The organism is Pseudomaricurvus alcaniphilus, from assembly GCF_011440395.1.
GTDB classification, from domain to species: domain Bacteria; phylum Pseudomonadota; class Gammaproteobacteria; order Pseudomonadales; family Cellvibrionaceae; genus Pseudomaricurvus; species Pseudomaricurvus alcaniphilus.
Genome location: NZ_JAAOIX010000002.1, coordinates 445,372 through 459,236, shown reverse-complemented (window position 1 = coordinate 459,236; position 13,865 = coordinate 445,372). Strand labels below are relative to the sequence as shown.

Annotated in this window: 14 protein-coding genes and 1 riboswitch; of the genes, 9 read left to right on the top strand and 5 right to left on the bottom strand. The window is 61.1% G+C overall.

The window, feature by feature from the left end; translation table 11 throughout:
* Nucleotides 1-5: 5 nt before the first annotated feature.
* A riboswitch (cobalamin riboswitch) is annotated at nt 6-209 on the bottom strand.
* Between the two features lie 135 nt (nt 210-344).
* The 3 genes from G8764_RS08090 to G8764_RS08080 form a co-directional block, all read right to left on the bottom strand.
* Complete coding sequence (locus G8764_RS08090) at nt 345-1,004, bottom strand: peroxiredoxin (protein WP_166163946.1); 660 nt, start codon at nt 1,002-1,004, stop codon at nt 345-347.
* Between the two features lie 94 nt (nt 1,005-1,098).
* Nucleotides 1,099-1,356: a zf-HC2 domain-containing protein gene (locus tag G8764_RS08085; RefSeq protein ID WP_166163944.1), complete on the bottom strand. Its 258-nt coding sequence runs from the start codon at nt 1,354-1,356 to the stop codon at nt 1,099-1,101.
* A 16-nt stretch (nt 1,357-1,372) separates the two neighbouring features.
* Nucleotides 1,373-1,978, bottom strand: a complete 606-nt coding sequence (locus G8764_RS08080; RefSeq protein ID WP_166163942.1) for a sigma-70 family RNA polymerase sigma factor — start codon at nt 1,976-1,978, stop codon at nt 1,373-1,375.
* A 277-nt stretch (nt 1,979-2,255) separates the two neighbouring features.
* Here G8764_RS08080 and arsS point away from each other — a divergent pair, with 277 nt between their 5' ends.
* The 8 genes from arsS (at nt 2,256) to G8764_RS08040 (ending at nt 11,189) form a co-directional block, all read left to right on the top strand.
* The gene (gene arsS / locus G8764_RS08075; RefSeq protein ID WP_166163940.1) at nt 2,256-3,209 is read left to right on the top strand and encodes an arsenosugar biosynthesis radical SAM (seleno)protein ArsS; all 954 of its coding nucleotides are present in this window, start codon (nt 2,256-2,258) and stop codon (nt 3,207-3,209) included.
* Between the two features lie 190 nt (nt 3,210-3,399).
* On the top strand, nt 3,400-5,619 hold the full coding sequence (locus tag G8764_RS08070) for an FAD-dependent oxidoreductase (RefSeq protein WP_166163938.1): 2,220 nt from the start codon (nt 3,400-3,402) through the stop codon (nt 5,617-5,619).
* On the top strand, nt 5,558-6,355 hold the full coding sequence (locus G8764_RS08065; protein ID WP_166163936.1) for a DUF547 domain-containing protein: 798 nt from the start codon (nt 5,558-5,560) through the stop codon (nt 6,353-6,355). Before G8764_RS08070 ends, G8764_RS08065 begins: the two co-directional genes overlap by 62 nt.
* A 125-nt stretch (nt 6,356-6,480) precedes the next feature.
* Nucleotides 6,481-7,590 (top strand): methyltransferase domain-containing protein, encoded by a 1,110-nt coding sequence (locus G8764_RS08060; RefSeq protein WP_166163934.1) that lies wholly within the window; start codon nt 6,481-6,483, stop codon nt 7,588-7,590.
* 94 nt (nt 7,591-7,684) lie between these two features.
* The gene (locus G8764_RS08055) at nt 7,685-8,587 is read left to right on the top strand and encodes a phosphate ABC transporter substrate-binding protein (protein ID WP_243748659.1); all 903 of its coding nucleotides are present in this window, start codon (nt 7,685-7,687) and stop codon (nt 8,585-8,587) included.
* Complete coding sequence (pstC, locus tag G8764_RS08050; RefSeq protein ID WP_341806334.1) at nt 8,550-9,455, top strand: phosphate ABC transporter permease subunit PstC; 906 nt, start codon at nt 8,550-8,552, stop codon at nt 9,453-9,455. The genes G8764_RS08055 and pstC overlap by 38 nt, the downstream gene beginning before the upstream one ends.
* Nucleotides 9,448-10,341, top strand: a complete 894-nt coding sequence (pstA, locus tag G8764_RS08045; protein WP_243748658.1) for a phosphate ABC transporter permease PstA — start codon at nt 9,448-9,450, stop codon at nt 10,339-10,341. The genes pstC and pstA overlap by 8 nt, the downstream gene beginning before the upstream one ends.
* Complete coding sequence (locus tag G8764_RS08040) at nt 10,338-11,189, top strand: phosphate ABC transporter ATP-binding protein (protein WP_166163932.1); 852 nt, start codon at nt 10,338-10,340, stop codon at nt 11,187-11,189. The genes pstA and G8764_RS08040 overlap by 4 nt, the downstream gene beginning before the upstream one ends.
* A gap of 10 nt (nt 11,190-11,199) precedes the next feature.
* Here G8764_RS08040 and G8764_RS08035 read toward each other — a convergent pair whose 3' ends face one another.
* The gene (locus tag G8764_RS08035) at nt 11,200-11,448 is read right to left on the bottom strand and encodes a DUF6868 family protein (RefSeq protein WP_166163930.1); all 249 of its coding nucleotides are present in this window, start codon (nt 11,446-11,448) and stop codon (nt 11,200-11,202) included.
* Between the two features lie 245 nt (nt 11,449-11,693).
* Entirely contained in the window at nt 11,694-12,065 is a 372-nt protein-coding gene (locus tag G8764_RS08030) for a hypothetical protein (protein ID WP_166163928.1), read from the bottom strand.
* A gap of 177 nt (nt 12,066-12,242) precedes the next feature.
* Here G8764_RS08030 and G8764_RS08025 point away from each other — a divergent pair, with 177 nt between their 5' ends.
* A complete protein-coding gene (locus G8764_RS08025) occupies nt 12,243-13,865 on the top strand; it encodes a bifunctional AfsR/SARP family transcriptional regulator/alpha/beta hydrolase (protein WP_166163926.1) in 1,623 nt (540 codons plus the stop codon).

Below are 13,865 nucleotides of genomic sequence, written 5' to 3'. Positions count from 1 at the left end.
AAACCCGGGGGGTTGATCAACAGGCCGGTTTCGGGCTCCAGGGTGGTTTGCACACACTCTGTTACCGTTGCGGGGGCAGCGGTGGCTTGGTCATTGGCGGCCGCGAGCTATCGAGCTGTTGCCATGACGCACCACACTTCCCGTTTAACCTGCTCCAGACTTTTCGGGCGAGGAAAAGTCGAGCAGGCACCTGATGCAGGGCGCGGATTGTAGCGGGTTTGTTTGAACGAGGTCAAACCGCATTGGGGCCCTGCCGATTGCCGGCAGGAGGCTTGCACAAGCGTACAAGCCATCAATTGCCGCGCGTCGCCCTGCCGGGGTGCGGCAATATATTCATCTGCGAACTACTTAGGCTGTTTCACCTTGCGCAGGTAGGGTTTCACGGTTTCCCAGCCATCCGGGTATTTTTTCGCCGCGTCTTCGTTGCTGACCGAGGGCACGATGATCACATCCTCACCGTCTTGCCAGTTTACCGGGGTCGCCACCTGGTGTTTGGCGGTCAACTGCATGGAATCGATGACCCGCAAGATCTCATCGAAGTTGCGACCGGTGGTCATGGGGTAGGTCAGCATCAGCTTGATGTTCTTGTCCGGACCGATCACAAATACCGAGCGCACCGTGGCGTTGGTCATGGCCGTGCGGCCCTCGGCCGTGCCGGTTTCGTCGGCGGCGAACATATTGTAGAGCTTGGCGATCTTGAGGTCGGTGTCGGCAATCACCGGGTAGGTGATCTTGGCGCCGCCCACCTCTTCAACATCTTTCAGCCAGCGTTTGTGGTCGTCCAGCGGATCGATACTCAAGCCGATAATTTTAGTGTTGCGCTTGTCGAATTCCGGCTGGATACGGGCCATATAGCCGAGCTCGGTGGTGCACACCGGGGTGAAATCTTTCGGGTGGGAGAAGAGTACCGCCCAACCGTCGCCGATCCACTGGTGAAAGTCGATTTCTCCCTGGGTGGTTTGTGCCTTGAAGTTGGGGGCTTGATCGTTGATACGTAGTGACATGACAGCTTCCTTGACTGGTTGGTGGGTTGGTCTTGGATGCAGTGATTTGGTCGTGCTGGCGGCGAGCAGGTGCGCCGTTCAGATCTCTACTAATCTATTCCCCGCGCGGGCGTTGGTCAAGGGGCTTGCCCCCCTGTTGCTGAATGTGCTGCATGACCTGCTCCACCTCGGCCTCACTGGCGGGTTTGTGCATGGCGGGAATGGCGCTGAGCAGCAGTTTGAACTGGCGCATAAAGCGTCGGCAGTGGCGGCACATCAGCAAATGGACGCGAATCGCCAGGCGTCGCTGCCAGCTCAGTTCGCCGGCCAGCAGCAGGTCGGCTTCAGCGACCAGGTCGCGGCATTTTAACATTGCTGTGCCTCCTGCATTAGCATTCCCCTGTCTCCTGATAGTGATTTACCAGCTTGAATAGCTCGGCCCGCGCCCGGTGCAGCAGCACTCGGGCATTGGATGCAGAAACGGCCAAAGTGTTACAGATTTCATCAAACGGCAATTCGCTGCTGTCACGCATCTCCAGCACGGCGCGCTGGTTCGCCGGCATACCGGTCAGCAGGCGCGCGAGGCAATCGGCCAGGTCCGCCTCCATCAGCAAGGCGTCGGGGGAATCGCAATGCCAGTTGGCGGGGGGCTGTTGCCATTGGCCGCCGGGGCGGAAATTGTCGGCCAGGGGATCGCTGTGAGCCTGGTCCGGGCTGAGGTCGGCAAACAGCAATTCTTTTTTGCGCGCGCGCAGCTGCATTTTCGCCTCGTTGATGGCGATGCGGCCGAGCCAGGTGCGGATATTGGCCCGGCCCTGGAAGCTGGCGATGGCTCCATGGGCCTTGACCCAGGCGTTTTGCACGACTTCCTCGGCTTCACTGCTACCGACGATGGGGGTGACGAGGGCGATAAGGGCGCGATGATGATCGCGCACCAATTGTGCGAACAGGGCCTGGTCACCGTTGCGCAGTAATTCAAGTTGGTCGTTATCCACGAATCCATGGTTCCTTAATGCCGTGATGACGGGCAGTATTGCAGATTAATTGACGTTGGGTCTAATTAGTGTCCATCTCGAAGTCCATCCGCAAGCTGTGCGGGAATGACATAGGGCAGCGTATATGGATGTGAACCAATGTGAACTAATCACGTCTGTCATTAACCAATAGTCATCGCCGCTTCTGGGGCACCAGCTGCAATAACTTTTGTCGCAACTGTAACAAAGCGGCAATTGCCACATCTATCGAGTAAGCACATTAGAATTGGAGTACTGAATGCACGCCACCCTGCCCCTACTGGAAATCACCGAATTCCCCGCCATTGGCCGGCGCAGCACGGACACCCTGCAGGTCAACCTGGGCTATCGCTGCAATCAGCGCTGCCTGCACTGCCACGTCAATGCCGGCCCCAATCGCACGGAGATGATGGATCGGGAGACGCTGGAGCTGATTGTGCCAGTGTTGCAAGCGCGCAATATTGGCAAGCTCGATCTTACCGGTGGCGCACCGGAGCTGCACGAGAATTTTCGCGAGCTGGTCAGTGCGGCCAGCGCCGCCGGGGTGCAGGTCATAGACCGCTGTAACCTCACCATCCTGTTCGAGCCCGGGCAGGAGGGCCTGGCGGAATTCCTGGCGGCGCACAAGGTGGAAGTGGTGGCCTCGCTGCCGTGCTACTCCATGGCCAATGTTGACCAGCAGCGCGGCGACGGGGTGTTCGACAAGAGCATTGCTGCCCTGCAAAAGCTCAATAGCCTGGGCTACGGCATGCCGGGCAGTGACCTGGTGTTGAACCTGGTTTACAACCCCCAGGGGCCGTCCCTGCCACCGGCGCAGGAGGGACTGGAGGCGGATTACAAGCGCGAACTGCGCCAGCATTTCGGCATCGAGTTCAACCAGCTGTTTGCTCTCGCCAATATGCCCATCAAGCGCTTTGGCTCCACCCTGATTTCCAAGGGTCAGTTTCACGACTATATGCAGCTGCTGCATGACAATTTCAGCGACGCCAACCTGGAGCAGGTGATGTGCCGGTCGCTGGTCAGTGTCGATTGGCTCGGCAACCTCTATGACTGCGACTTCAACCAACAGTTGGATCTGAAACTGGCCGGAGAGGGGCGCCCGCACCTGCGCGACCTGCTGGCGCAGGACGTGGAGGGCAAGGCGATCAAGGTGGCGGATCACTGCTTTGGCTGTACGGCCGGGCAGGGCAGCAGCTGCGGCGGTGCGCTTTGATGTTCGTGCGCAATCATTGCCGGCGCAGTCATGGTCGCGCGCTTCAATTTGAGTTAAGTCAGCCCGGACCTATTTGCTGCCAATCCATGCACTATCAATCGATGCACTATCAATCTATGCACTGCGAAAGTATTTATTCACCGCACGGAGCATGCTATGAGACAGGGCGCGCAGCGCCGGGGAACACATTATGAAGCGGATTCTACTGCTCGGTGCCATCGCCGCACTGGTGTTGAGCTTTTTCTATTTTGACGTGCACCAGTTGCTGACCTTCGAGGGTATCAAGGCTGGTCTCGGTGACTTTGAACAGCGCCGTGCCGCTAACCCGCTGCTGGTGGGCGGGGTGTTTTTCCTGCTCTATATTCTGGTTACCGCCCTGTCCCTGCCGGGCGCGGCGCTGCTGACCCTGGTGGCCGGGGCACTGTTCGGCCTTGCCTGGGGCACACTGATTGCGTCCTTTGCCAGCAGCATCGGTGCCACCGCGGCGTTTCTGGTATCGCGCTACCTGCTGCATGACGCCGTGCAGACTCGCTTCGGTGACCGCCTCAAGGCGATCAATGAAGGGGTGCGCCGGGATGGCGCCTTCTACCTGTTCACCCTGCGCCTGGTGCCGGTGTTCCCGTTTTTCCTGATCAACTTGCTGATGGGCCTGACCCCCATGCGCGCGGCCACTTTTTATTGGGTCAGCCAAGTAGGAATGCTGGCCGGTACCCTGGTGTACGTCAACGCCGGTACCCAGTTGGCGCAACTGGACAGCCTGGCCGGCATTCTCTCGCCGGCGCTGCTCCTGTCGTTTGTTCTGCTGGGCATCTTTCCACTGCTGGCAAAAAAAATCATTGCCGTGGTCAAGGCGCGCCGGGTCTATGCCCGCTGGCAGAAGCCGGCCAGCTTTGATCGCAACCTGATCGTTATCGGCGCCGGCGCGGGTGGCCTGGTGGCGTCTTATATCGCCGCTGCGGTGAAGGCGAAAGTGACGCTGGTGGAAGCCCACAAGATGGGTGGCGACTGCCTCAACTATGGCTGTGTGCCGAGCAAGGCTCTGATTAAAAGTGCGAAACTGGCCCAACAGATGCGCAATGCCGAACACTACGGCCTGGAAGCTGCCCAACCGAAGTTTTCCTTCCGCAAGGTCATGGCCAGAGTGCACGATGTTATTCGGGCCATTGAGCCCCACGACAGCATCGAGCGCTACACCGGGCTGGGGGTGGAGGTGCTGCAGGGTTACGCTCGGTTGGTTGACCCCTGGACCGTAGAAATCGATCTCAACGACGGTGGCAAGCAGCGTCTCACCACCCGCAGTGTGGTGATTGCCGCCGGGGCGCAGCCCTTTGTGCCGCCGCTGCCCGGTATCGACGAGGTGGGCTACGTCACCAGTGACGACCTCTGGGACAAGTTTGCGCAACTGGACGAGGCCCCCAAACGACTGGTCGTGCTCGGCGGTGGCCCCATCGGCTGTGAGCTGGCGCAAAGTTTTGCCCGGCTCGGCTCCGAGGTCACCCAGATCGAAATGCTGCCGCGCATCATGATTCGCGAAGACGAAGACGTCTCGGCGGTGGCCCAGGCGGCGCTGGAGCGGGACGGGGTGCGGGTGCTGGTCGGCCACAAGGCTTTGCGTTGCGAGGGGGTTGGCGATGCAGAGAAGTGCATTGTGGTGGAACATAACGGTGAGGAACAGCGCATCGCCTTCGACCAGCTGATCTGCGCGGTGGGCCGGGTGGCGCGCCTCAAGGGTTACGGCCTGGAAGAGTTGGGCATTGAAACCAGCCGCACGGTCACCACCAACGACTACTTGGAGACCCTGTACCCGAACATCTACGCCGCCGGTGATGTGGCTGGCCCCTACCAGTTTACCCACACCGCCGCCCACCAGGCCTGGTACGCCGCGGTCAACGCCCTGTTTGGCACCTTCAAGAAGTTCAAGGCCGATTATCGGGTGATTCCCTGGGCCACCTTTATCGAGCCGGAAGTGGCGCGGGTGGGCCTCAACGAGCAGGATGCCCGCGAGCAAAATATCGAAGTCGAGGTGACCCGCTACGGCATTGATGACCTGGACCGTGCCATCGCCGACGGTGCCGCCCACGGCTTTGTCAAAGTACTGACCGCGCCGGGTAAGGACCGCATCCTCGGGGTCACCATCGTCGGCGAACACGCCGCCGACCTGCTGGCCGAGTTTGTGCTGGCCATGAAGCAGGGCATCGGCCTCAACAAGATACTCGGCACCATTCACACCTACCCCACCTGGGCCGAGGCCAACAAGTACGCCGCCGGCGAGTGGAAGCGCGCCCACGCCCCGGAAAAGCTGCTGGCCTGGGTGGAAAAATATCACACTTGGAGAAGGGGAACTGCCCGTGCACAGACTACTGATAGCGCTACTACTGAGTTGTCTGGCCGCGGTGACGGCACAGGCTGAGGAATTCGACCACCAACTCTGGGACGGCTTGTTGCGCCAGCATGTCACCACCGCGACGCAGGGACGTGCCACCTGGGTGGATTACAACGGCATGCAGGCTGATCGCGGCCAGCTGCAGGATTATCTCGAGTCGCTGTCCGCGGTAACGCCGGCCAGCTTCGAGCAGTGGCCGGCGGCAGAGCAATTGGCGTTTTTAATCAACGCCTACAACGCCTGGACGGTGGAATTGATCCTCAGCGGTTGGCCCGATATCGAGTCCATCAAGAAGCTGGGCAGTTTTTTCCGCTCGCCCTGGCGCAAGGCCTTTATACCCCTGTTGGGTGCAACCCGCTCCCTGGACGATATCGAGCACAAGCTGATTCGCGACTCCGACCGCTACCGCGAGCCGCGCATACACTTTGCCGTCAACTGCGCCAGTATCGGTTGCCCGGCCCTGCGCGCCGAGGCCTATGTCGGCAGCCGCCTGGAGCAGCAACTGCAGGAGCAGACCCGCAACTTCCTTGCCGATCGCAGCCGCAATCGCCTGCGCGGCGACATCCTGGAGCTCTCCTCCATTTTTAAATGGTACCGGGAGGATTTCGAGAAGGGCTGGCAGGGCTACCAGCGCCTGGCCGACTTTTTATTGCGTTACGCCGACGCGCTGGAGTTGCCACCGGCGGCCACCGCCAAACTCCAGGCCGGCAAGCTCGATATTGATTTCCTCAATTACGATTGGAAGTTAAATGCAAAAAACTAGAGCGCTTGGGCGTTCAGCATGGATCCCCGCCTGCGCGGGGATTACTGCCAAAAATAGGTGCCAAACGTACTTGAGATATTAATTTTTTACTCAAACCTGACCGCAAACTCAATGGGATAACTGCAATGCAAGACCAAAAATGTGGATCCACACTTGATCAAACCGCAACACCTGAAAAAGACGCACCGCAAAAAGACCACGCCCAGGTGCAGGACTACTACGGCAAACAGCTGCAGAGTTCGGCCGACCTGAAAACCACCGCCTGCTGCGACATCAGCGCCATGCCCGCCTGGTTAAAACCGCTGCTGGCCAATATCCACCCCGAAGTGCTGAGCCGCTACTACGGCTGCGGCCTGGTGTGCCCGCCGCTGCTGGAAGGCTGCCGGGTGCTGGACCTGGGTTGCGGCTCCGGCCGCGATGTCTACGCCCTGGCGCAACTGGTGGGGGCCAGCGGCGAAGTGGTGGGGGTGGATATGACCGACGAGCAACTGGCCGTGGCCCGGCAACACCAGGCCTGGCATGAGGACAAATTTGGCTTCGCCAATGTGCGTCTGCTCAAGGGTTATATCGAAAAGCTGGATGAACTGGATCTGGAACCGGGCAGCTTTGATGTGATTGTCTCAAACTGCGTGGTCAATCTGTCACCGGACAAGGAGGCTGTGTTGCGCGGGGTGGAGCGCCTGTTGAAGCCCGGCGGCGAACTGTTTTTCTCCGACGTCTACGCCGATCGGCGAGTACCGGCGGCGGTGCGCGAGGACTCCATCCTCTATGGTGAATGCCTGGGCGGGGCGCTCTACTGGAACGATTTCCTGCGCCTGGCCCACGCCAGTGGCTTCGCCGACCCACGGCTGGTGGAAGACCGGCCGCTGGCCATTACCGACCCCGAGTTGCGCGCCCGGGCCGGCAATATCGGCTTCTATTCCGCCACCTACCGGCTGTTCAAGCTCGATGACCTGGAAACCGCCTGTGAGGACTACGGCCAGGCGGTGATCTACCGCGGCACCATCCCCAACCATCCCCATCGCTTTGATCTCGACGCCCATCACGCTATTGAGACCGGGCGCGTATTCCCCGTCTGCGGCAACACCTGGCGCATGCTCAAAGACACCCGCTTGGGCGAGCACTTTGACTTTATCGGTGATTTCAGCACCCACTACGGGCTGTTCGAGGGCTGTGGTTCCAGCATTCCGTTTGGCGCCGGGGAGTCGTCTGGCGATGAAGCGCCGTGTTGCTAGAGCGGGCCAGTGTTAAATCGGGCCAGATCCGATTTTGCAATGCCAGTCAGCCATAAGCACTGCCGCCCATGGGCAAAATAATCGAGGCGTGAATATGATGGTTTTTACTTGTGTGCCTGGGCCAGGGCGCCTGCAGAAAAAATGTCTGGGCAAGACATACTCGGACAAGAATGCAACGGCGCGCGCCGGGCTTTGCCGAGCCGCCGTCGCCCTGCTGGGCCTGCTGCTACTGCTGGCCAGCCAGTCACTGTGGGCGGCGTCGCAGCGACTGGTGTTGACCGGCTCCAGCACCGTGGCACCGCTGGCGCTGGAGATGGCCAAACGCTATGAGCAACAGCACCCGGGGGTGCGCATCGATGTGCAAACCGGGGGCTCCTCCCGCGGTATCCTCGACGCGCGCCGCGGACTGGCGGATATCGGCATGGTATCCCGGGCCCTGCAAGCGACGGAGGGCGACCTGACCGCCTACACCATCGCCATGGACGGCATCGGCATTATTGTGCATCGCAGCAATAGCGTGGCGGCCCTCACCGACCAGCAGATTGTCGCTATCTATCGCGGCCAGATTCGCAACTGGCGCGAAGTGGGTGGCGCGGACCGGCCCATCACGGTGGTCAACAAGGCCGAGGGCCGTTCTACCCTGGAACTGTTTCTGCAGTATTTTGGCCTTAAGAACAGCCAGATCCGGGCCCAGGTGATCATCGGCGACAACCAGCAGGGCATCAAGACTGTCGCCGGTAATCCCGGTGCCATTGGCTACGTTTCGATCGGCAGCGCCGAATACGAGGAACAGCGGGGTACGGCGCTGCGACTGCTGCCCATGGCCGGCCACAGTGCCAGTGTCGCCAATGTCGCTCGCGGCGAATTCCCGCTGGCGCGCCAGTTAAACCTGGTGGTGGTGGGGCAGTCGTCGCCACTGGCGCAGCAATTTATCGCCTTTGCCCAATCCGAGTCAGTCCGTGACCTTATCAGCGCACAATTCTTCGTCGCACCTTAACGGGGGGGCGGCGCGCACCGACCGCAACCTGGCCCGCCTGTTGGCGCTGCTGGCCGGCGGCTGTGCCTTGTTATTGGTGCTGATTCTCGGCTTCCTGTTGTTGGAGGCCTGGCCGCTGCTGGGCAGCGGTGGCTGGCGGGCGTTTATCCGCGACTCCGGCTGGTATCCGCTGGAGGGCCAGTTCGGCATTGCGCCCATGGTGTGGGCCTCACTGGCCGTGACCCTGGGGGCCATAGTGCTGGCCCTTCCGCTGGGCCTGGCCAGTGCCGTGTTTGTGCGTTTCTACGCGCCGCCGAAGCTGGCCGCTGGCTATCGCCTGCTACTCAACCTGTTGGCCGGGATTCCCTCGGTGGTATTCGGGCTCTGGGGCCTGACCCAACTGGTGCCACTGATTGCCAGCTGGCAACCGCCCGGCGCCAGCTTGCTGGCCGCGATCCTGGTGCTGGCGCTGATGATTTTGCCCACCGTGGCCCTGACCAGTGCCGCGGCGCTGGCGGCGCTGCCGGCGGACTTGCTGGCGGGGGCGGCGGCCCTGGGCATCAGCCGCAAAGGCCAGATCCTGCGGGTGGCCATTCCGGCGGCCCGGGCCGGGATTGTCAGCGGTGCGCTGCTGGCCGCCGTTCGCGCCCTGGGGGAAACCATGGCGGTGCTGATGGTGGCTGGCAACGTGGTGCAAAACCCGAGCAGTCTGTTTGCCCCGGTGCGGGCCCTGACCGCCAATATCGCCCTGGAAATGGCCTACGCCACCGACCTGCATCGCGCCGGCCTGTTCGCCTCCGGCCTGCTGCTGACCCTGCTGGTGTTGCTGCTGGCCTGGCTGGCGGCGCGGGTTGTGCAGCGCGCGCCGCGGGGTTCTGTGTATGAATGAGCGGGTAATGGCGAAGCGGGGTTTGGAGGATGCAAGCACGGCTGCCGGAACAATAGCTGAGCGGCTTTTTACCCTGCTGGTCTGGGGCGCGGCGGCGCTGGTGGTGGCGATGCTGTTGTGGGTGCTGGGCGATGTGCTGGTGATGGGGCTCTCCCACCTGTCCTGGGAGTTTATCGTGGCCGCCCCGGAGGACGCCGGGCGCCGCGGCGGTATCGGCCCGATCCTGGTTTCCACCCTGCTGATTCTGCTGGTGGCACTGGCCGCGGCGGTACCGCTGGGGCTGGCAGTGGCGGTGTGGCTGGCGGAATTTACCCGCCGCGGTGGTCGCTTTGCCAACAGCATTCGCCTGACCCTCGATGTGTTGGCCGGGGTGCCGTCCATTGTCTACGGCCTGTTTGGCAACGCCTTTTTTAGCCTCTACCTGGGCCTGGGCTTTTCCCTGCTGGCCGGTGGTTTGACCCTGGCCTGCATGATCCTGCCGGTGTTTATTCGCACCTGTGAAGCGGGTTTGAGCATGGTGAACAACGACTGGCGCCGCGGTGCCTTGGCGCTGGGCATGAGCCGCACGAGTGCCATCTGGCACATACTGTTACCGGCGGCGGCGCCGGCCATTGTCGCCGGGTTGATTCTCGGCATTGGCCGCGCTACAGCGGAAACCGCGGCGCTGATTTTTACCAGTGGTTACGTCGACCGCATGCCGGGCTCGCTGCTGGATTCCGGCCGCGCGCTGGCGGTGCATATTTACGATCTGTCCATGAACGTCAGTGGTGGCGATGGCGCCGCCTACGCCTCGGCGCTGATCCTGATTGGTTTAATTGTGGTACTGAACACGCTCGCCCAATGGCTGGCGGAGCGCTGGCTTAGCCGGAGGATTCTCAACTCATGAAAGCCGAAAGTGATAAAACCCTTGTAAATAGCGGCCCCTACACGCTGGGGGAAATCCGCGAAGGCACACCCTGCTGTGAGCCAGTGCCGCACCTGCAGGTGCGCAACCTGTCGGTGGCCTACGGCCAACAGTCGGTACTGGATAATGTCTCGCTGGATATTTTCCAGGGTTGCATCACCGCCCTGATCGGGCCTTCCGGGTGTGGCAAAACCAGTTTTCTCTCCAGCCTGAACAAGCTGATCGAACTGGCCCCCGCTGCCCGCCTCAGCGGCCAGGTGTTGTTCGACGGCCAGGAATTACTCGGTGCTCCTGTGGATGTGCTGACGCTGCGCCGTCGCATCGGCATGATCTTTCAGAAACCCAACCCGTTTCCCCTGTCGATCCAGCGCAACCTGGAACTGCCGTTAAAAGAGCACGGCGTGCGCGACAAGCAACTGCGCGCCCACAAGATCGAAACCGCCCTGCGCGATGTCGGCCTCTGGGACGAGGTGGCCGATCGGCTGCAGGCCTCGGCGCTGTCCCTGTCCGGCGGCCAGCAACAGCGGCTGTGCATCGCCCGCGCGCTGGTACTGGAACCGGAAATCCTGCTGATGGACGAACCCTGCAGTGCCCTCGACCCCATTGCCGCGGCGGTGGTGGAAGAACTGATCCAGCGCCTGCGCGGCCGCTACACCGTCGTCATCGTCACCCACAATTTGGCCCAGGCGCGCCGGGTCGCCAATTACGCCGCGTTTTTCTGGATGAAAGAGCGAGTGGGTAAACTGATCGAGTTCGGCCAGTGCCAGCAATTGTTTGAAACCCCGGGCCACGCGTTGACCGCGGCCTATGTGTCCGGAGCCAGCGGCTAGTTACTTGTCGCTAGTGGCCCATAATTTTTAGGGCGAGATAAGGCGCGACCATAAAAACCAGCGTCATCACTTTGTAAGAGCCGAGAAAATCAAAATAGCTGGAGCTCAACTCCTTTTCGTCCAGCGCAAACAGTTTGCTGTGAATCGACGTTATTGTGCCTTTCATACACACAACAACCAGGGTCGCCAAAAGAAGATAAGCAATATTGATTACAGCTGCCCAGCCTAATAATTCCGTTAACTGTGCCATGGTGATCATAGGCGTTCTCTGTTTTTATCGGGTGGTTGATGGGATGGGTTTGATCCAGCTTAACCCTGCAGAGCACGCCGCTGCAATGCCGGCGCGGGGCTGACAATAAGTGCGGGGATGAAAACAGAAAGAGCAGTGACGATTGCATCACTGCTCTTTTACTTTGCGACGCCACGGCTATCGATTTAATACGCCGCTGTTGTATCCATCATGTCGTTCTGGCAAACCTTGCCCGGCGCCAATCCCAGACCGCTTTAGAACGACCAGCGGCCCGGCTCAGTCTGCAGATCCGCGACCAGTCCAAAACCCCCGGACTGGCAGCGACTGCGCAGCTGCTGTACTTCACCAGTATCCAGGTCGTGCACCCTGGAATTGATCCAGAACACATAGTCTTCCCTGGCCTGGCGCGGGTTGCGCGCGTAGTGGCGTTCGAAGCTGTGCAACCCTGGTTGAGTCCATTCGTGCTTGATCCGTTCGCGACAGGCCTCGTAGGCGTCGTCTTCGCTGCGGAAGTCGCCGCCGGCCAGGGCGGTAGTGGCGGTGCTCGCCCACAGAATCAGGCTGGCGACAAAGGGGCGGGTCTGGAAACGATGGGGCTGGAAATGATGTTGTGTGTGAGTGTTCATGATTAGTCCTCCGGTTGAGCTGTGGTCAGGATGCCATTGCGGGTGTCAGCAGGGCGTGAAAAGCCACTGTGGGGAGCGTGAAAAAAACGTAAAAAGCGATCAGCGGGAGCTGTCATTGCGCAGCAAAAGGCATAGCATGGGGTTACACGCCGGTGCTTATGGCAGGAGGTGGTAGGGATGAACATTCGTGTGCAATTGCTGGGCGGCTGTGAATGCCAGTGGACAGATGGCCGCGCCATTGAATTCTCTTCCCGCAAGGCCCTCGCCCTGCTGGTGCTGCTGGCCATGGCGCCGCATATGCATCGCACCCGCGAACAGGTCGCCGCCACCCTCTGGAGCCGCAGCGCCGAGGAGCAGGGCCGTGCCAGCCTGCGCCAGACGCTGTCGGAACTGCGCAAGCTGCTGGGCGAGGACAACGCCATCTTGCGGGCCAGCGGCAGCCAGATCGCGCTGGACCCGGCGCGGGTCGAGGTGGATGCGGTGCAACTGCAACAGGTTGCCGTTGCCGACTCCATCGACGAACAGTCCCGGGTTACTGACCTCTACCGCGGCGATTTCCTCGCCGGTTTTTCCCTGCGCGACAACGAGTTCGAGGATTGGGCCATTATCGAGCGCCGCCGCCTGCGCGACCTGGCGGTCAGTGCCCTGATCCGGCTCTGTGACCACTATCTGCAGGCCGGGGATGTTGAGCGTGGCATCCCCATCGCCGAGTCACTGGTGGAAGTGGACGCGCTGGCGGAGGCGGGCCACCGCGCCTTAATGCTGTATTACGCCATGCAGGGCCGCCGCAATGAGGCGCTGCGCCAATACGCTGCCTGCGCTGAATTGTTGCACAGCGAGCTGGGTTTGCAGCCGAGCGCGGAATTGCAAAACCTGCAGCGCTGCCTGCTGGCCGGTGAAGAGTTGCCCGGCGCACAAAGACTGGTGTTGTCCCAGCCCCGCGGCCATGGCGATTACCCTGAGTTGGTGCAGGAGGTGCGCTACTGCAAGTCCTTTGATGGCGTCAACATCGCCTTTGCCGAGCTGGGCAATTCGAAGCCGGTATTGGTCATGACCGGCAACTGGCTGACCCACTTGCAGGAGAGTGCCCAGAGCCCGGTGTGGCGGCCGTTAATCGACGAGCTGACGCAAAAATACCGCCTGCTGCGCTACGACCAGCGCGGTATGGGGTTGTCGGATTGGGATGTGGACGACACCTCACTGGATTCCTATGTGGCCGATCTCGAAGCCGTGGTTGACGCCGCCGACCTGCCGCACTTTAGGCTCTTTGGCATCTGCCAGGGCGCCGCCATCGCCACCGTCTACGCGGCTCGCCACCCGGAGCGGGTCGAGCGCATGGTGCTGCTCAGTGGTCTCGAGCGGGGTTGGCGCAATCGCAGCGCGACCCTGGACCGGGTGGCGGATACGTTTGCCCATATGACACGCAAGGGGTGGGGCAAGGCTACCCCGGCCTATCGCCAGCTGTTTTCCACCCTGTTGATTCCCGATGCCACCCAGGAGCACCTGCATTCCCTCAATGAATTACAGCGCTGTTCCAGCTCGCCGGAAAACGCCGTGCGGGTGCAGGAATTTATGGGCAGCGTCGATATCAGCGCCTACACCGGTCAAGTGCGCACCCCGACCCTGGTCATGCACCCGCAGAGCGACCCGTTTATTCCCATCAAGCAGGGCAAGAAACTGGCCGCGGACATCCCCAATGCGCGCTTCCTGCCACTGCCGAGCAGCAACCACCTGATCCTCAATCACGAACCGGCCTGGCCGATCATGCTCAAGGCGCTGCATGGTTTTTTAGCCGCCTGA